Origin of the sequence: Pseudomonas sp. NDM (assembly GCF_003105095.1) — a bacterium.
In the GTDB taxonomy this organism is placed as follows: Bacteria; Pseudomonadota; Gammaproteobacteria; order Pseudomonadales; family Pseudomonadaceae; genus Aquipseudomonas; species Aquipseudomonas moraviensis_A.
The window spans coordinates 1-18,703 of the sequence record NZ_QETJ01000094.1 but is presented as its reverse complement, the minus strand read 5'-3'; the positions used below and the strand labels follow the sequence as shown (position 1 = coordinate 18,703).

Genomic DNA, 18,703 nt, shown 5'->3' with positions numbered 1-18,703 from the left:
ACCGTGCACGCCAACAATGCCCAGGACGCGCTGCTGCGACTGGAAACCCTGGTCGGGCTGACCGGGCGCTCGATTGCCGAACGCACCCTGCGTCAGATGGTCACTCCTACAGGGGGATATCAATAGCCGTGCGATTCGCGGAATTTCTGGTAATCGTGAAAGTCGATCCACTCGACCACGTCGTAAGGCAGGTACAGCTGTTGTCGGGCGCGGGAGATGGCGATGTAGACGGCACAGATGCGCTGATCGAACTCATAGGCGTCCTTGAATTTCTCATTGCTGAGCAAGGCCCGCGTCAACAGCACCCGCTTGAACTCCATGCCACCGGCCCGTTCGGCCATCATCAACAGGCAGGCCTTGCCTGGGTCGATGATCTTCTGGCTCAGTCGAGTCAGGTCGGCAATCATGAAGCCTTCTTGCAGTTGCGCTTCGATCCACAAAAACGCCTCGTCGAAACGATGGGTCTCACGCACCTGCTGCCAGTCGGCGATGTCGCTGAAAAACGGGTGCGGCCCTTTCTCGCTGGACCCGGCGCTGTAGAAATCGCGGCGGAACAGCTCGATGGCGGTGGTCATGAAATGCTTGATGTCCTCTTGAGCTTCCCTGTCAGGGAAACTGAAGGCGCAATTGCAATCGTGCAGGTGAATGGCCCACATCATCGTGTCCCACGGTGACGCAGTCAGCACCACGCAACCCTCCGGCGGCACGAAGGCCTGCGGGTAGTACTCGATATCGACGTCCGCATGGCGAGCACCTTCAAACGGCACTTTGCTCTTCTGCGTGTGGCGCGAAATCAGCGGGTTGACCAGGCGCTCGACGTTGCGTCCCGAGCGCACCGAATAGCAGATATCACTCTGGCGGACCTCACGCTTGCGCTTGAGCGGCTCGCCCTTGGCCTGCTGATATTCATCGCCGAGGGTGATCAGCACCTGCTGCCCGCGTTCGATGATCTGCAGCAGCGACGCCGGCACATCCTGGCTTTCGTCGATGATCACATGGGTGTAGCGCGGCGGGACGCGGCAACCGGCCAGACTGGCGCGCTTGATCATCAACAACGTCTGAAAACCGCTCTGGCTGGCCCAGGCCGGGTTGGCCTCCAGATACACCCACAGGCGACTGGAATACTCCAGCAGCGCCTGCGAGTCTGCGGCGGTCAAGGGCTGCTGGAAATGGGGCAGATGCCTGGCGGACAGCGTGTGGTCTCTTGACGCGCAATACAGCTCCAGCACGCGCAGACAGACCTCAAGCGTGCCCGGCCCATCATGGTGGCGAAAGCCGAAGATATTCAGTTCCTGCGCCAGCGCCTGCTTGCTCGGGATCCGCGCAGGCGTCCCGGCCCTGTGCATCCGTGGGCCAAGCAGCTGGGCCTGGGCAAAGTCGAAAAACGTCTGACCGATCTCGGTGTTGTGCACTTGCGTGATGTGTTTGCGCAACGTCGCCAGTTTCGCCGGGGTGCGCGCCAGCACCAGGGTGCGTTTCGAGCGCAGGCATTCGATCAGCGCACTGAGCATGTAACTCTTGCCGATGCCCGCATAGCCCTGCACGTGCAGGTCTTCGTCGAGATTGGCGCGAAAGGTCCGCAGCAGCTTGTCCTGCGCGGCGCTTAACCAGTGCTCACGCTCACGAGGCGTGACCATTTGCTGACTGAACGGGTTGTTCTGTTTCTGATGGCGAATCTTGTACTCGACATCCCATTGCCCGTCGGGCAACAGGTATTCCTGCGCAGTGACTTCGTCAGCCATGAGAAACCGCAGGTTCAGGCCTTTGAGCGCATTGAGGCCGAAATACAGTTTGCGCGAATCGAACAATCGCCGCGCCTCTGAAATCAGTCCCGTCGATCCAGAGCGCCGGGAGGTGACGGACCAGTCAATGAGTCTGGCGAGAATTTTCTCTGCCGCGCTGGCGCTCAAATCCGGTTCCGTGGCCTGGGCGAGGTTCTGGATAACCAGCACCGCCGCCAGTTCCGGGTCAGTCAGGTCGGCCAGTGCCGCTTCACCCTCGGGCTGCAACAACGCCGTACATGCATCATGGGTAATCGGTAGAAGTACCGGGGTGGCCAAATCAAAATGTTCCGGGTGCATACAACCTCGCCGCCTGGGCTTTGACACAACACCAGATCAGTCCTGGTCATTCTCGTCGCGCAGTTCATGGGTGGGCGGCAAGCATCCCTCACTGCCGGCCTCGGGGTGGATCCGCAGCTCGAAGGAGTAGTCGCCCAGCGTGCCGGACATGCCGCGTCGAGCTGCGCAGTCAGTCATCGAGTCCGCATCGATCTGTGCCTGCACTTCGTAGAGCGCCATTTCGAGCAGTTTGCGCAAGTGTTCAGGGCTTTGAGCGCTGGCGTGCAATTGCAGGTCGTACTGGCCGGCCCTCGGTTCAGCGGCGGGCTGGTCCTGCACCGCGACCGGCTGCGCCGTTTCTTCGACCGCGTTGAACACGGTCGAAGCCGCCAGAATCGCGGCGTGCTCTTCATCCATCAGGTCGAGCAAGCGCGACAGCTCCAGGGTTCGCTCGGGCTGTTCCCGCATCTGTTCCTTGACTTCCAGACGACGCAACTGCCATTCGCGCAGTTTTTCCCGAGTCAGATCGTCAATTTCACCCACTTGCCTTACCTCTCGATGCCAGGCGAGGGAGTATGCCACTGTTCAGCTTCGACAGCCGCACGGCCAACGGGACGCTGCGCTGCTGATCTGAGCGTTTCTGATAGCGGATCAACGCCAAAAGCCAAATCACAGGCATAAAAAAACCGCAGTGGGCGAAACCCATGCAGTTCTGTCTGAAGCCTTCGATGGTTCGTTAAGGTGGTGCCCCCACCAGCCACACCCCGGCACACAATGTTCCCGCTGTGGCTGCTTCCTTCCGGATCTGACCAGGTTCACGGGTAATCGTTGCGGGGGGACCGATGGGGTCACCATAACGACGCTTGCCTGTCGGCGAGCCGCGCCATTGTACCTGTCTGAGATGAAGTTACAACCGTTGGTTGCAGATTAAAAACATGAACGGGTTCAAGGACATAAAGATCGCAGCCTTCGGCAGCTCCTACAGGGCCAGAACTTCGTCTGCACGACCGCCCGCCTGCTGGATCACCAGATGAATGAAGTGCAGCTTGGCGATCGCCGCGGCCGGCAGTACGAACGGATAGAAATCCGGCTGGCCCATGCTGCGCGACAGTTCGTTGAGCATGCCGGCCAGTTCGATCCATGCGTTGACGAATGACAGGAACGCGCTCCCGCCGGGGTGCTCCGGGTCGTACAGGGTGCTGGTCGGAAACGGCTGGTAATCGAAGTCCATTTCCCGCGCGCTCATGCCGAAACCCAGCGCAGTGTCTACGGCGTCCATCATGTGCAGGTAATGCGCCCAGGTTTCCGCCCAGTCTTCCCACGGGTGCATGGTCGCGTAGGCACTGACGTAATGCTGCGGCCAGTCCAGCGGTGCGCCTTGCTGATAATGCCGGTCCAGCGCCTCGGCGTAACTGGCGCGCTCGTCGCCGAACAGGTTGCGGAATGCGCCGAGCCAGGGGCCGTTGGCGATCAGGCGATCCCAGTAATAGTGCCCGACCTCATGGCGAAAATGCCCGAGCAGCGTGCGATAGGGCTCGTGCATCTGCGCCCTGACCTGCTCGCGATGGGCATCGTCGGCTTCCTGGATGTCGAGAGTGATCAGACCGTTGGCATGACCGGTCATTGGTGCGTTGCCTTGCAGGTCGACTCCGATGAAGTCGAACGCCAGCCCGGTTTCTTCATCCACGGTTTTCGCGATCACCGGCAGGCCGAGGGTGATCAATTGCGCGACCAGTCGACGCTTGGCGATCTCGACCTTGCGCCAGCGCTCGGGGTTTTCCGGGACGGACAGGTCGGGGATGGTGCGGTTGAGGCTGCAAGCGATGCACAAGGTGTCGTGATCGTTGGCCGGCAGCAGCCAGTTGCAGGCGGCGGGCATGTCGAGGTTGGCGCAGCGGCGGAACAGGCCGGCGTCGGGATCGACGTCGAGTGTCCAGGTGCCCTCTTCCGGCCCAGGCTGCAGCGAGGTCAGGCGACTTTGTTCAGGTTGATAACCGAGCAAGGCGTTACAGGCCAGGCACTGACTGTTGCGAAAGAACAGCGACTGGCCACAACGGCACGGCCAGACTTTGCTGTTGCGTGAGGATCCGGCCACGAACGGCGCGATGATGCGGGAACTGAGCTGCTCGAAAAAGCGGTGCATGGCGATCTCTCCCTGGGACTGGCCAAGACTAGATCATCCTCAAGACAACATCGTTCCCGAATACCGCGCGCTACCCGATGACACCGCCGTTGGGGCGAGGGAGCTTGCTCCCGCTCGGTCGCAAATCCATCATCCGCGGTTTGCCTGCAAGGGTTTGGGGCTGCTCCGCAGCCCAGCGGGAGCAAGCTCCCTCGCCACAAGAGCGGCGCATCCCTTACACAGTGACGCCGTGGGTTTTGAGGAAGGCGATAAACGCTTCTTCGTCCATGACCTTGACCCCGAGTTCATTGGCCTTGGTCAGTTTCGAGCCGGCACCGGGGCCTGCGACCACGCAATGGGTTTTCGCCGACACGGAACCGGCAACCTTGGCACCAAGGCTTTCCAGATGATCCTTGGCCACATCCCGGCTCATCAGTTCGACCTTGCCGGTCAGCACCCAGGTTTCGCCGGACAATGGCAAACCTTCAACGACTTTCTTCTCGCTCTGCCAATGCATGCCGAAATTGCGCAGTTGTTGCTCAGACTGCTCGGCGAGTTGGCGATTCTCGGGCGAGGCGAAGAACTCGCGCACCGAGTTGGCCTGCTTCTCCGGCAGCGCCTGACGCATGTCCAGCCAGTCAGCGTTCATCACCGCTTCCAGCGATCCAAAGCGGTCTGCCAGTTTCTGTGCACCACCGGGGCCGACGAAAGGAATGTGCAGCTTGTCGAGCAAGCCGCCCAGCGTGGTACTGGCGGCGAACTCCGCGCCCAACTCCCCTTGGTCCTGAATCTGCAAACCGTGGCCGAGCAGTTCGCCGATGACCTGCTGGTTGTGCGCATCCTCGAAGAAGCTGTGAATCTCGTGCGCCACTTCCAGACCGACATCCGGCAGGTAGGTCAGGACGTGCGGCAAGGCCTGTTGCACGCGCTCCAGCGAACCCAGAGAACGTGCCAGCACCTTGGCTGTTTCTTCGCCGACATCGGGAATGCCGAGGGCGTAGATGAAACGTGCCAGGCTCGGTTGCTTGCTGTCTTCGATGGCTTTCAGCAGCTTGTTGCTCGAGACTTCGGCAAAGCCTTCCAGATCGACGATGTCATCGAACTTCAGCGCATACAGATCGGCTGGCGAACTGACCAGACCTTCGTCGACCAGTTGCTCGACGCTCTTGTCGCCCAGACCTTCGATGTCCATGGCCCGGCGCGAAACGAAGTGAATGATCGCCTGCTTGAGTTGCGCGCCACAGGCCAATCGGCCGACGCAGCGATACACCGCGCCTTCGCTGAAGGTTTCCTTGCCCTTGCTGCGCTTGACCAGTTGCGTGCGTTCGACATGCGAGCCGCATACCGGGCAGCTTTCAGGGATGGCGACCGGGCGCGCGTTATCAGGACGACGCTCGGTGACCACCTGCACCACTTGCGGAATCACATCGCCGGCGCGGCGAATGATCACCGTGTCGCCGATCATCAGGCCCAGACGTGCCACTTCGTCCATGTTGTGCAATGTGGCGTTGGCCACGGTGACGCCGGCGACTTTCACCGGTTTCAGACGCGCCACCGGAGTCACCGCACCGGTGCGGCCGACCTGGAATTCAACGTCAAGCAGCTCGGTGAGTTCTTCCATCGCCGGGAATTTATGCGCGATCGCCCAGCGCGGTTCGCGGGCGCGGAAGCCCAGTTCACGCTGGTCGGCAATGCTGTTGACCTTGAACACCACGCCGTCGATTTCATAAGCGAGTGCATTACGCCGTGCGCCGATGTCGTGGTAGTACTCCAGGCACTCGTCGATGCCCTTGGCCAGCTTCAGTTCGTGACTGATCGGCATGCCCCACTTCTGCAACTGCTTGAGGTTGCCGATGTGGGTGTCGGAAATGTCGTGGGACACCTGACCGATGCCGTAGCAGCAGAATTCCAGCGGCCGGTTGGCGGTGATCTTCGAATCGAGCTGGCGCAGACTGCCCGCAGCAGCGTTGCGCGGGTTGGCGAAGGTCTTGCCGCCGATCTCCAGTTGCGAGGCGTTGAGTCGCTCGAAACCGGCCTTGGACATGAACACTTCACCGCGCACTTCCAGCGTCGCCGGCCAGCCTTCGCCGTGCAGCTTCAGAGGAATGTTGCGCACCGTGCGCACGTTGACACTGATGTCTTCGCCAGTGGTGCCATCGCCTCGGGTGGCGCCACGTACCAGCAGACCGTCCTGATACAGCAGGCTGACCGCCAGGCCATCGAGCTTCGGCTCGCAGCTGTATTCCACCGCCGCGCTACCACCGAACAGATCGCCGGCCGGCACGTCGAGACCTTCGTTAACGCGGCGATCGAACTCGCGCATGTCGGATTCTTCGAAGGCGTTGCCGAGGCTGAGCATCGGAATTTCGTGACGCACCTGAGTGAACGCGGTCAACGCCATGCTGCCGACGCGCTGGGTCGGCGAGTCGCTGGTGATCAGTTCCGGGTTGGCTGCTTCCAGTGCCTTGAGCTCGTGGAACAAGCGGTCGTACTCGGCGTCCGGAATGCTCGGTTCGTCGAGAACATGGTAGCGATAGTTGTGCTGATCCAGCTCAGCGCGCAGCTCTAGAATGCGGGTTTTGGCGGCGGTCATGGGTGTTCTCTCACAAAGCAAAAGAGCAGCCGAGGCTGCTCCAGTGTCTAATCATAGTCGCTCAAGGTGGTAGACCTTGTGGCGAGGGAGCTTGCTCCCGCTCGGTGGCGAAGCCGCCGTAAATTTGGGGTCGCTTCGCAACCCAGCGGGAGCAAGCTCCCTCGCCACAACTGCGCTCTGGCCTTAGCGCTTCTGGGTCAATGCGCGGCGTTCGAACTCGACGATGCGCTGACGGTAGTGCTCGATCGTCTGCGCGGTCAGCACGCTGCGCTGGTCATCTTTCAGTTCGCCGTTCAGCTCCTGGGACAGCTTGCGTGCTGCCGCGACCATCACGTCGAAAGCCTGTTTCGGATGACGCGGGCCTGGCAGACCGAGGAAGAAGCTCACCGCCGGAGTGCTGAAATGGTCGATGTCGTCCAGATCGAAAATGCCCGGCTTGACCGCGTTGGCCATGGAGAACAGCACTTCACCGTTGCCAGCCATGCTTTCGTGGCGGTGGAAAATATCCATCTCGCCAAAACGCAGACCGCTTTCGAGAATGTTCTGCAGCAGCGCCGGGCCCTTGAAGCCAGCCGGATCGCGGCAGATCACGCTGATCACCAGGACCTCTTCGGCTTGCGGCTGATCTTTTTCCGCCACGGTCGGTGCAGGCTTGCTGTCTTCGGCGAAATCGTCGTCACGGCTGCTGAAGCTCGGACCGCCGTCCAGATCGAGGTCGAGGTTCAGGTCGCCCTGCGCCGGGCCATTGCTGCCGCGCTTGCCACGTTTGGAACCGGATTCACGCGGCTCGCGGGCTTCGCGGTTGGGCATGCTCACCGACGGCAGATCGTGCTCGTCCAGTTGCGGCTCCTTGTGCGTGTCCAGCACGCGGGCCGGGCCCAACAGCTCGGCGCTGGTGTCCTCGTCCGGCAGATTGGACAGGCTCCGGTCGAGACGGAATTTCAGCTTTCCCTTGCCGCCGCGCATACGGCGCCAGCCATCGAAAAGAATACCGGCTATCACAATGATGCCGATGACGATCAGCCACTCGCGCAGACCGATTTCCATGTAATCCCGTGCCTCTATAAAAAATGCTGAAAAATAAGGGGTTTACACTGCGTAAACCGCTTTAAAACGTGGCGCCAACTCTATGTTCTGACAGGCGTTTTGCCCACGTATACGAAAAATTGACATTAAACTAGCACGATCAAAGGCTTCGCAGCTACAAGCTTTAAGCTCCAAGCCACAAGCCGTCCACCTGCAGCCTGGAGCTTGTCACTTGCAGCACCGCCGCTAGGCGTCCACCATCGCCATCGCCTCCTCGACATCCACCGCCACCAGCCGCGAACAACCCGGTTCATGCATGGTCACGCCCATCAACTGCTCGGCCATTTCCATGGCGATCTTGTTGTGGGTGATGTAGATGAACTGCACGGTCTGCGACATCTCTTTGACCAGCCGTGCGTAGCGTCCAACGTTAGCGTCATCCAGTGGCGCGTCAACCTCGTCGAGCATGCAGAACGGCGCCGGGTTCAACTTGAAGATGGCAAAAACCAGGGCCAATGCAGTCAGGGCTTTTTCGCCACCGGAGAGCAAATGGATGGTGCTGTTCTTCTTCCCGGGCGGCTGCGCCATGATCGTCACCCCTGTATCGAGTAGATCTTCGCCCGTCAGTTCCAAATACGCCCGTCCACCGCCGAAAACTTTTGGAAAAAGTGCCTGTAAACCGCCATTGATCTGATCAAAGGTATCTTTGAAACGATTGCGGGTTTCCTTGTCGATCTTGCGAATGACGTTTTCCAGGGTCTCCAGCGCCTCGACCAGATCGGCGTCCTGCGCATCCAGATAACGTTTACGCTCCGATTGTTGCGTGTATTCATCGATGGCCGCGAGGTTGATCGCGCCCAGGCGCTGAATCCGCGCGTTGATGCGTTCGAGTTCTTCTTCGGCTTCGCGTTCACTGGCTTGCGCCGTCAATGTCGCGAGCACGCCGTTGAGATCGTAGCCATCTTCAAGCAATTGGTCCTGCAAGGCCTTGCGGCGCACGGTCAGGCCTTGCCACTCCATGCGCTGCTGTTCGAGCTGGCCGCGAATCAGCTGCGATTGCTGTTCGGCCTGGGTCCGGCGTTTTTCCGCATCGCGCAATTCGCGATCGGCGTCTTCCAGGGCGATCTGCGCAGTCTTGAGTTCTTCGTCAACGGTCATGCGCTTGTCGAGCAACTCTTCGAGTTTGAGGCGCAGCTCTTCCAGCGGCGCCTCGCCCTCCTCCAGATTCAGACTCAACTGTTCGCGCTTCTCAGTCAGGCGCTCGGCCTGCATTTCCAGACGCTCCAGCGCCTGACGCGTGGAGTCATGCTGGGCGCGCAACGAGCCGAGACGCACGGCCAGTTGATGGGCGTGATCCTTGTGCTGCCGCGCTTCCTGACGCACGCGATCAAGGCGCTCGCGCAGGCTGTCGCGCTGGGCCAGCAGTAACTCGCGCTGTTCGGTGTCCAGCGCCATGGCGTCCAGCGCTTCCTGCAAATTCATGCGCGCTTCGCCGACCTGTTCGTGCTCAAGCTCGCGCTGTTCGGCGAGTTCGACCAGTTCTTCATCAAGACGGGTGCGACGCAATGTCAGCTGTTCGGCCTTGGCTTTGCCGGCGGACAGCTGCGCTTTCAATTCGCCTTGCTGGCGCGCTTCGTCCTGCAGCAAACGACGCAAATGCTCGCGGCCGTTTTCCTGCTGGCGCTGTTGCGCACGCAAGGTTTGCAGACGGGTTTCCATGGCCTCGACCGTGGCTTCGCGTTCTTCGCGCTCCAGTTGCAGGTCTTCGATTTCCTGGCCACGGGCGAGCATGCCGCTTTCCGCTTCGCTGGCGCGACGTACACGCAAGAAGTGCCGACCGACCCAATAGCCGTCGCGGCTGATCAGGCTTTGCCCGGCGCTCAACTGGCCGCGCAAGGCCAGTGCCTGTTCAAGGCTGTCGACTGGTTTGACCTGACCAAGCCACGGCGACAGATCGATCTGCGCCTCGACTTTATCCAACAGGCTGCCCGCCACTCGCACGCCATCGCTGGCCGGGCTGAGCAGACGCAAGTCGCCTTGGGTGAAACCGGACAAATCAAAACCGCTGAAGTCGTCGACCAACACCGCTTGCAGATCGGCGCCAAGCACGGTTTCCACCGCCAGCTCCCAACCCGCCTCGACCTTCAGGCCTTCGGCCAGACGCGGACGCTCGGCGAGGTTGTGTTCCTTCAACCATTCGGCGGTGCCGGTGCCCGGGTCGAGCGCGGCCTGCTGCAAGGCTTCCAGCGATGCCAAACGCCCGTTGAGCCGCTGCAGATCGCCCTGCGCCTGCTGCTGGGCGGTCAAGGCCTGCTGCAATTCCTGACGCAGTTGTTCGAGCTTTTCGACCTGCGCTTCTTCGCTGGTCTGCAAATCTTCCAGGGTCGCTTCGGACTCGGCGAGCTGCTCGTTGAGCGCCATGATCGCCGCATCTTCCGGATCGGCTGAAAGCAACGCACGTTCTTCGCCGAGGCGTTTCTGCCGGTCGGCCAAGCGCTCCATGCTGCTTTCCAGCTGCTGGATCCGCGACTGTTGCACTTCGGCCTGACGGCGCGGTTCGGCAGCCGTCAGGTTGAAGGCGTCCCACTGCTCCTGCCAGCCGTGCATGGTGGTTTCGGCTTCTTCAAGCGCAGCGGCGGCTTCTTCGGCGGCGGCGCTGGTGACTTCCTGCTCGGGGGTGAGCATGTCCAGCTCTTCACCGAGGGTCAGCAGCAAGGTGCGGTCGTGGCCCAGGTGCGATTCGGTTTCCAGACGCGCGCGCTCGGCTTCTTTCAGATCGTCCTGCAACTGGCGCAAACGCTGCTGGCCGTGCTGAATGCTCTGCTCGACCCGGGCGATGTCGCCGCCGACCGAATAGAAGCGGCCCTGCACCAGATTGAAGCGCTCGGACAGGTCGTGGTGGCCGTCGCGCAGGCGTTCGATGGCCGCGTCGGCGTTACGCTGCTCGGCGACCAACGCTTCGAAGCTGACTTCCTGGTTGCCAATGATCGACTCGCGCTGGCCGACCTGCTCGTTGAGATCCTGCCAGCGCAGGGCCGACAGTTGCGCCTTGAGCTGACGCTCTTCGGCCTTGAGCTCCTGGTACTTTTTCGCCGCCTCGGCCTGACGGTGCAGACGTTCGAGCTGGCGCTCCAGCTCTTCGCGCAGGTCGGTCAGGCGTGCGAGGTTCTCGTGGGTGCGGCGGATGCGGTTCTCGGTCTCGCGGCGGCGCTCTTTATATTTCGAGATGCCGGCGGCTTCTTCGATGAAGTTACGCAGGTCTTCAGGCTTGGACTCGATCAGCTTGGAGATCATCCCCTGTTCGATGATCGAGTAGCTGCGCGGGCCGAGGCCGGTGCCGAGGAAGATATCGGTGATGTCGCGCCGACGGCATTTGGTGCCGTTGAGGTAATAAGTGGTCTGGCTGTCGCGGGTGACTTTGCGGCGGATGGAAATCTCCGCGTAGGCGGCGTATTCGCCGAGCAGCGTGCCGTCGGAGTTATCGAACACCAGTTCGATGCTCGCCTGGCTTACCGGTTTGCGGCTGGTCGAGCCGTTGAAGATGACGTCGGTCATCGACTCGCCACGGAGGTTCTTCGCCGAACTTTCGCCCATCACCCAGCGCACGGCGTCGATGATGTTCGACTTGCCGCAACCGTTCGGCCCGACGACCGCCGCCATGTTACTGGGGAAGTTCACCGTGGTCGGGTCGACGAAGGACTTGAACCCCGCCAGTTTGATGCACTTTAGCCGCACGCTCAGGCAACCGTCAGCGCAGACACCACCAGATCGCAGCTGCGCTGGGCGTACGCCGTGAGCACGATGCGGATCTGCGGCAAATCACGGGCGAGCACGGCAGCGAGCAAGCGTTCGAACAGCTCGAGGAACTCGCTCATCTCCGCTTTGCGCTGTTCGAGGGCGAGAAAGTAGGCACGGCTCATCGCCGGCTGGAGGTTCTCGACGGTTTCCTGCAGATACGGATTGTTGGCAAACGGATAGGCGGCGCGCATCACCGCGAAGCTGTCATCGACGAAGCTGCGGATATCGCCGCGCTCGTAATTGGCGGTCAGGCGCTGCTGGATCTGTACGAACGGCGCCATGTCCGACTGCACTTGCCAGCCGTTGGACACGGAATTGCCGAGCAGGATGTACAGCTCGCTCATCAGCGTGCACAGGCTCTGCACCTTGTGCGGCGTCAGCTCGGTAACGTGGGCGCCACGACGCGGCAGGATCGCGATCAGGTGACGGCGCTCAAGGATCAGCAAGGCTTCGCGGACCGAACCGCGGCTGACGTTGAGCGCCAGCGTGACCTTCTGTTCCTGGATGCGCTCTCCCGGCTTCATTTCGCCACGAATGATGCGTTCGGCGAGGTGGTGAGCGATTTGCTCGGCGAGGCTGTCCGGCGCCTTGAACGTCATGGTTGTCCTTCAAACTCTATCGATCTGCACAAGCGGCGCAGTGTAGCGCAAATGCACGGTCATGGCGGAGTGCCCACTCAGCGGTTTTTGGCACGAATCCCGCAAAAAAGCGCGGTGACCGATGAAGGTCAATACTGAATAGACACGCTGTTGATCGACGAAACGGATTTTCCTGACCTTTAAGTCAGAAAACCATTGACCGAAAAGTCAGACCTGCTAAATTCGGTCCACGTCGGTTAACAACAATAATGAGTCTGCGAGGCCTTCCGTGATCCAGTTTTTACTTAACCAGGAACTCCGTAGCGAGCACGCCCTGGACCCGAATCTGACTGTGCTCAACTACCTGCGCGAACACGTGGGCAAGCCCGGCACCAAAGAAGGTTGCGCCAGCGGCGACTGCGGCGCCTGCACCGTGGTGGTTGGCGAGTTGCAGACCGATGACACGGGGCGTGAACACATCCGCTATCGCAGCCTCAATTCGTGCCTGACTTTCGTCTCGTCCTTGCACGGCAAACAGCTGATCAGCGTCGAAGACCTCAAACACAAAGGCGAACTTCACAGCGTGCAGAAAGCCATGGTCGAGTGCCACGGCTCGCAGTGCGGTTTCTGCACCCCCGGCTTTGTCATGTCGCTGTTCGCCCTGCAAAAGAACAGCGATGCACCGGACCAGGCCAAGGCCCACGAAGCGCTGGCCGGCAACCTCTGCCGCTGCACCGGCTACCGGCCAATCCTCGCCGCCGCCGAACAATCCTGCTGCGCCAAACCAGCGGATCAGTTCGACGCCCGTGAAGCCGAAACCATCGCCCGCCTCAAGTCCATCGCGCCGACCGATATCGGAGAACTCAACAGCGGCGACAAGCGTTGCCTGGTGCCGCTGACCGTCGCTGATCTGGCCGATCTCTATGATGCTTACCCACAAGCCCGGCTGCTCGCTGGCGGCACCGATCTGGCGCTGGAAGTCACCCAGTTCCACCGCACCCTGCCGGTGATGATCTACGTCGGCAACGTCGCCGAAATGAAGCGCATCGAGACCTTCGCCGACCGCATCGAAATCGGCGCCGCCACTGCCCTCTCCGACTGCTACGAAGCGTTGAACGCCGAGTACCCGGACTTCGGCGAACTGCTGCACCGCTTCGCCTCGTTGCAGATCCGTAACCAGGGCACCCTCGGCGGCAACATCGGCAACGCCTCGCCGATTGGTGACTCGCCACCGCTGCTGATTGCCCTCGGCGCGCAGATCGTGCTGTGCAAAGGCGAAACCCGCCGCACCCTGAACCTGGAAGATTACTTCATCGACTACCGCGTCACCGCGCGCCAGGAAAGCGAATTCATCGAAAAAATCATCGTCCCGCGCGCCAGCGCCGAGCAGTTGTTCCGCGCCTATAAAGTGTCGAAGCGTCTCGACGACGATATCTCCGCCGTCTGCGCCGCGTTCAACCTGCGCGTGGAAAACGGGGTGATCGCCGACGCCCGCGTGGCCTTCGGCGGCATGGCGGCGATCCCCAAACGGGCCGCGCATTGCGAAGCCGTGCTGCAAGGCGCGCCCTTCACCAACGCGGTGATCGAGCGTGCCTGCGCCGCGCTGGCCGAAGATTTCACACCGCTCTCGGACTTCCGCGCCAGCAAGGAATATCGCCTGCTCAGCGCGCAGAATCTGCTGCGCAAATACTTCATCGAACTGCAAACACCGCACATCGAGACTCGGGTGACCGCTTATGTCTAACCATCACGCCGTAGAGAAGACCCAGGCTGAGCTGGCCGAACTGTTCGCCCAGGACCTGACCACCGGTGTCGGCCGCAGCGTCAAGCACGACAGCGCCGCCAAGCATGTGTCCGGTGAAGCGCAGTACATCGATGATCGCCTGGAATTCCCCAACCAGTTGCACCTGTATGCGCGCCTGTCGGACCGCGCTCACGCAAGAATCATCAGCATCGATACCAAGCCTTGTTATGCCTTCGAAGGCGTACGCATCGTCATCACCCACGAAGACGTGCCGGGGCTGAAAGACATCGGCCCGCTGATGCCGGGCGATCCGTTGCTGGCCATCGATGATGTGCAGTTCGTCGGCCAGCCGGTGCTGGCGGTCGCGGCGAAAGACCTGGAAACCGCCCGCAAAGCAGCGATGGCGGCGATCATCGAATACGAAGATCTTGAACCAGTGCTGGATGTCGTCGAAGCCCTGCGCAAACGTCACTTCGTGCTCGACAGCCACACCCACCAGCGCGGCGATTCGGCCTCGGCGCTGGCCACCGCAGAGCATCGCATTCAAGGCACGCTGCACATCGGCGGCCAGGAACACTTCTACCTGGAGACGCAAATCTCCTCAGTCATGCCCACCGAAGACGGCGGCATGATCGTCTATTGCTCGACGCAGAACCCGACCGAAGTACAGAAACTGGTCGCCGAAGTGCTCGACGTGTCGATGAACAAAATTGTCGTCGACATGCGCCGCATGGGCGGTGGTTTCGGCGGCAAGGAAACCCAGGCCGCGAGCCCGGCCTGCCTGTGCGCAGTGGTAGCGCACCTCACCGGCCAGCCGACCAAGATGCGCCTGCCGCGTGTCGAAGACATGCTGATGACCGGCAAACGTCACCCGTTCTACGTCGAGTACGACGTTGGTTTCGACAGCAGCGGGCGTCTGCACGGGATCAACATGGAGCTGGCCGGCAACTGCGGCTGCTCGCCGGATCTGTCCGCGTCGATCGTTGACCGGGCGATGTTCCACTCGGACAACTCCTACTACCTCGGCGATGCGACCATCAACGGTCACCGTTGCAAGACCAACACCGCGTCGAACACTGCCTATCGTGGTTTCGGTGGCCCGCAGGGCATGGTCGCCATCGAGGAAGTGATGGACGCGATTGCCCGGCACTTGAAGCTGGATCCGCTGGCGGTGCGCAAGGCCAACTATTACGGCAAGACCGAGCGCAACGTCACCCACTACTACCAGACCGTCGAGCACAACATGCTCGAAGAGATGACCGCCGAACTGGAAGAAAGCAGCCAGTACGCCGAGCGGCGTGAAGCGATCCGTCGCTATAACGCCAACAGCCCGATCCTGAAGAAAGGCCTGGCGCTGACTCCGGTGAAATTCGGGATTTCCTTCACGGCGAGTTTCCTCAATCAGGCCGGTGCGCTGATCCACATTTACACCGACGGCAGCATCCACCTGAATCATGGCGGCACGGAAATGGGCCAGGGCCTGAACACCAAAGTCGCCCAGGTCGTGGCGGAAGTGTTCCAGGTGGAAATCGACCGTGTGCAGATCACCGCGACCAACACCGACAAGGTGCCGAACACTTCGCCGACCGCTGCCTCCAGCGGCGCCGACCTGAACGGCAAAGCTGCGCAGAACGCAGCGCAGACCATCAAGCAACGCTTGATCGAGTTCGCCGCGCGGCACTACAAGGTCAGCGAAGAAGACGTCGAATTCCGCAACGGCCACGTGCGTGTGCGCGAGCAGATCCTGACATTCGAAGCGCTGATCCAGCAGGCGTATTTCAATCAGGTCTCGCTGTCGAGCACCGGGTTCTACAAGACGCCGAAAATTTATTACGACCGCAGTCAGGCCCGTGGCCGTCCCTTCTACTACTTCGCTTTCGGCGCAGCGTGCTGCGAAGTGATCGTCGACACCCTGACCGGCGAATACAAAATGCTGCGCACCGACATCCTGCACGACGTCGGCGCCTCGCTGAACCCGTCCATCGATATCGGTCAGGTCGAGGGTGGCTTCATTCAAGGCATGGGCTGGCTGACCATGGAAGAGCTGGTGTGGAACAACAAGGGCAAGCTGATGACCAACGGCCCGGCCAGCTACAAGATCCCGGCCGTGGCGGACATGCCGCTCGATCTGCGGGTGAAACTGGTGGAAAACCGCAAGAACCCGGAAGACACGGTGTTCCATTCCAAGGCTGTCGGTGAACCGCCGTTCATGCTCGGCATCGCCGCGTGGTGCGCGATCAAGGATGCGGTGGCGAGCCTCGGTGATTATCAGCATCAGCCGAAAATCGACGCACCGGCCACGCCGGAGCGAGTGTTGTGGGGGTGTGAGCAGATGCGTCAGTTGAAGGCGGTAAAGGCTGTAGAAGCCGAGACCGAGCTGGCTCCGCTCTAGGACCGAGGCGCGGCCATTCGCGAGCAGGCTCGCTCCCACAGGGATATGCATTGCCAATGTGGGAGCGAGCCTGCTCGCGAAGAGGCCGGCATAGACAACGAAGATGTCGAGGTGAACATGTACAACTGGATCGACGCCCTCGCCGACCTGCAGAACCAGGGCGAGCCCTGTGTGCTGGTGACGATCATCGAAGAACTCGGCTCGACGCCACGCAACGCCGGCTCGAAAATGGTCGTCAGCGCCGACCGCCTGTTTGACACCATCGGTGGCGGGCATCTGGAATTCAAAGCCATGCAAATCGCCCGCGAGATGCTCGCCAGCGGCAAGCAGGACACGCATCTGGAGCGCTTCAGCCTTGGCGCCAGCCTCGGCCAGTGCTGCGGCGGCGCCACGGTGTTGCTGTTCGAACCGATGGGCCAGGTGCAGGCGCAGATTGCCGTGTTCGGCGCCGGCCACGTCGGCCGCGCCCTCGTGCCGCTGCTCGCCAGCCTGCCCTGCCGGGTGCGCTGGATTGACTCGCGCGAGGCCGAGTTCCCCGACCACATCCCCCACGGCGTGCGTAAAATCGTTAGCGAAGAGCCGGTGGATGAAATCGATGACCTGCCTGCCGGCAGCTACTGCATCGTCATGACCCACAACCATCAGCTCGATCTGGAGCTGACAGCGGCGATTCTCAAGCGCAACGATTTCACCTGGTTCGGCCTGATCGGTTCGAAAACCAAGCGCGCCAAATTCGAACACCGCCTGCGCGATCGTGGTTTCGACCCGAGCGTAGTGCAACGCATGCGTTGCCCGATGGGCATCGGCGAAGTCAAAGGCAAACTGCCTGTGGAAATCGCCATCTCCATCGCCGGCGAAATCATCGCCACCTACAACGCCAATTTCGGCCAGCACAGTGCCCGCGCCGAACCGATTGCCCGACTGCTGCCCGCCTCGCGCCGCAGTCAGGCGGCCAAACTCAAAGCCTCAAACTGATTAGAGAACCCTCATGCCTCTGACTCGCAAAGCCTACCGCGCCGCCATCCTGCACAGCATTGCCGACCCTGCCGAGGTCGGCATCGAAGCCTCCTATGAATATTTCGAGGATGGCCTGCTGGTGGTCGATGACGGCAAGATCAGCGCCGTCGGCCACGCCAGCGAACTGCTGCCAACCCTGCCGACGGATATCGAGATCAACCATTATCAGGATGCGCTGATCACCCCGGGCTTTATCGACACGCACATTCACCTGCCGCAAACCGGCATGGTCGGCGCCTACGGCGAGCAATTGCTCGATTGGCTGAATACCTACACCTTTCCCTGCGAAAGCCAGTTTGGCGACAAGGCCCACGCCGACGAAGTCGCCGACATCTTCATCAAGGAACTGCTGCGCAACGGCACCACCACGGCGCTGGTGTTCGGCAGCGTGCATCCGCAATCGGTGAATTCGTTTTTCGAGGCCGCCGAGAAGCTTGACCTGCGCATGATCGCCGGCAAGGTCATGATGGACCGCAATGCCCCGGACTATCTGGTCGACACCGCCGAATCCAGCTACGTCGACAGCAAGGCGCTGATCGAGCGCTGGCATGGCAAGGGCCGTTTGCATTACGCAGTGACGCCGCGCTTCGCCCCCACCAGCACCCCGGAACAACTGACCCTCGCCGGGCAACTGCTGACGGAGTATCCGGATCTGTACATGCAGACCCACATCAGCGAAAACCTCAAGGAAATCGAATGGGTCAAGGAGCTGTTCCCGGAGCGCAAGGGCTACCTCGACGTCTACGATCACTACCAGTTGCTCGGCGAGCGCTCGGTGTTCGCTCATGGCGTGCACCTGTGTGACGACGAATGCGCGCGACTGGCGGAAACCGGCTCGGCGATCTCGTTCTGCCCGACCTCGAACCTGTTCCTCGGCAGCGGCCTGTTCAACCTGCCGATGGCCGAAAAGCACAAGCTCAATGTCGGCCTCGGCACCGACGTCGGCGGCGGCACCAGTTTCTCGCTGCTGCAAACCCTCAACGAAGCCTACAAGGTGATGCAACTGCAGGGCGCGCGATTGAGTCCGTTCAAGTCGCTGTATCTGGCGACCCTGGGTGGCGCGCGGGCGCTGCGTCTGGAAGACAGGATCGGCAATCTGCGGCCGGGCTCGGATGCCGACTTCCTGGTGCTGGATTACAACGCCACGCCGCTGCTCAGCTATCGCTTGAAGCAGTCCAAGAACATTGCCGAGACGTTGTTCGTGCTGATGACGCTGGGGGATGACCGCACGGTTGCGCAGACGTATGCGGCGGGGGCGTTGGTGCATCAGCGCTAAGCCTTTTCCAAGGCATAAAAAATCCCCCGGTGGTGTACGCCCCGGGGGATTTTTGTTGGCGGTCAGATTGTCTTCGCGAGCAGGCTCGCTCCCACCT

11 protein-coding genes, 1 other RNA gene and 1 pseudogene are annotated in these 18,703 nt (G+C 61.2%); 5 read left to right on the top strand and 8 right to left on the bottom strand.

The window, feature by feature from the left end:
* Positions 1 to 102: pseudogene (locus DCO47_RS27605) on the top strand (hypothetical protein); the annotation flags it as partial.
* A 17-nt stretch (positions 103 to 119) separates the two neighbouring features.
* Here the strand turns inward: DCO47_RS27605 and DCO47_RS18070 are convergent.
* From DCO47_RS18070 to DCO47_RS18035, 8 genes are all read right to left on the bottom strand, one after another.
* On the bottom strand, positions 120 to 2,081 hold the full coding sequence (locus DCO47_RS18070; protein WP_116658612.1) for a hypothetical protein: 1,962 nt from the start codon (positions 2,079 to 2,081) through the stop codon (positions 120 to 122).
* Between the two features lie 36 nt (positions 2,082 to 2,117).
* Positions 2,118 to 2,603 (bottom strand): hypothetical protein, encoded by a 486-nt coding sequence (locus DCO47_RS18065; RefSeq protein ID WP_065614970.1) that lies wholly within the window; start codon positions 2,601 to 2,603, stop codon positions 2,118 to 2,120.
* Positions 2,604 to 2,808: 205 nt separating this feature from the next.
* Positions 2,809 to 2,905, bottom strand: an RNA gene (ffs, locus tag DCO47_RS18060) — signal recognition particle sRNA small type.
* Between the two features lie 134 nt (positions 2,906 to 3,039).
* Complete coding sequence (locus DCO47_RS18055) at positions 3,040 to 4,203, bottom strand: putative zinc-binding metallopeptidase (protein ID WP_042608430.1); 1,164 nt, start codon at positions 4,201 to 4,203, stop codon at positions 3,040 to 3,042.
* Between the two features lie 214 nt (positions 4,204 to 4,417).
* On the bottom strand, positions 4,418 to 6,775 hold the full coding sequence (ligA, locus tag DCO47_RS18050) for an NAD-dependent DNA ligase LigA (protein ID WP_116658611.1): 2,358 nt from the start codon (positions 6,773 to 6,775) through the stop codon (positions 4,418 to 4,420).
* 183 nt (positions 6,776 to 6,958) lie between these two features.
* Positions 6,959 to 7,822 (bottom strand): cell division protein ZipA, encoded by an 864-nt coding sequence (zipA, locus tag DCO47_RS18045; protein WP_116658610.1) that lies wholly within the window; start codon positions 7,820 to 7,822, stop codon positions 6,959 to 6,961.
* Between the two features lie 225 nt (positions 7,823 to 8,047).
* Entirely contained in the window at positions 8,048 to 11,536 is a 3,489-nt protein-coding gene (gene smc / locus DCO47_RS18040) for a chromosome segregation protein SMC (protein WP_116658609.1), read from the bottom strand.
* A 2-nt stretch (positions 11,537 to 11,538) separates the two neighbouring features.
* Positions 11,539 to 12,198: a GntR family transcriptional regulator gene (locus DCO47_RS18035; protein WP_116658608.1), complete on the bottom strand. Its 660-nt coding sequence runs from the start codon at positions 12,196 to 12,198 to the stop codon at positions 11,539 to 11,541.
* A gap of 268 nt (positions 12,199 to 12,466) precedes the next feature.
* Between DCO47_RS18035 and xdhA the strand changes: the two genes are divergently transcribed.
* The 4 genes from xdhA to guaD all read left to right on the top strand — a co-directional run bounded on the left by xdhA (position 12,467) and on the right by guaD (position 18,606).
* The gene (gene xdhA / locus DCO47_RS18030) at positions 12,467 to 13,921 is read left to right on the top strand and encodes a xanthine dehydrogenase small subunit (protein ID WP_064362834.1); all 1,455 of its coding nucleotides are present in this window, start codon (positions 12,467 to 12,469) and stop codon (positions 13,919 to 13,921) included.
* Positions 13,914 to 16,313 (top strand): xanthine dehydrogenase molybdopterin binding subunit, encoded by a 2,400-nt coding sequence (gene xdhB / locus DCO47_RS18025; protein WP_116658607.1) that lies wholly within the window; start codon positions 13,914 to 13,916, stop codon positions 16,311 to 16,313. The genes xdhA and xdhB overlap by 8 nt, the downstream gene beginning before the upstream one ends.
* A gap of 117 nt (positions 16,314 to 16,430) precedes the next feature.
* Complete coding sequence (gene xdhC / locus DCO47_RS18020; RefSeq protein ID WP_116658606.1) at positions 16,431 to 17,288, top strand: xanthine dehydrogenase accessory protein XdhC; 858 nt, start codon at positions 16,431 to 16,433, stop codon at positions 17,286 to 17,288.
* A 13-nt stretch (positions 17,289 to 17,301) separates the two neighbouring features.
* Positions 17,302 to 18,606, top strand: a complete 1,305-nt coding sequence (guaD, locus tag DCO47_RS18015; protein ID WP_116658605.1) for a guanine deaminase — start codon at positions 17,302 to 17,304, stop codon at positions 18,604 to 18,606.
* The last annotated feature ends 97 nt before the right edge of the window (positions 18,607 to 18,703 follow it).

What these genes read in the sequence shown, in the direction of transcription:
- DCO47_RS18070 (WP_116658612.1), bottom strand. Translation starts at nt 2,081, where the DNA reads ATGCACCCGGAACATTTTGATTTGGCCACCCCGGTACTTCTACCGATT.
- DCO47_RS18055 (WP_042608430.1), bottom strand. Translation starts at nt 4,203, where the DNA reads ATGCACCGCTTTTTCGAGCAGCTCAGTTCCCGCATCATCGCGCCGTTC.
- ligA (WP_116658611.1), bottom strand. Translation starts at nt 6,775, where the DNA reads ATGACCGCCGCCAAAACCCGCATTCTAGAGCTGCGCGCTGAGCTGGAT.
- zipA (WP_116658610.1), bottom strand. Translation starts at nt 7,822, where the DNA reads ATGGAAATCGGTCTGCGCGAGTGGCTGATCGTCATCGGCATCATTGTG.
- DCO47_RS18035 (WP_116658608.1), bottom strand. Translation starts at nt 12,198, where the DNA reads ATGACGTTCAAGGCGCCGGACAGCCTCGCCGAGCAAATCGCTCACCAC.
- xdhB (WP_116658607.1), top strand. Translation starts at nt 13,914, where the DNA reads ATGTCTAACCATCACGCCGTAGAGAAGACCCAGGCTGAGCTGGCCGAA.
- xdhC (WP_116658606.1), top strand. Translation starts at nt 16,431, where the DNA reads ATGTACAACTGGATCGACGCCCTCGCCGACCTGCAGAACCAGGGCGAG.
- guaD (WP_116658605.1), top strand. Translation starts at nt 17,302, where the DNA reads ATGCCTCTGACTCGCAAAGCCTACCGCGCCGCCATCCTGCACAGCATT.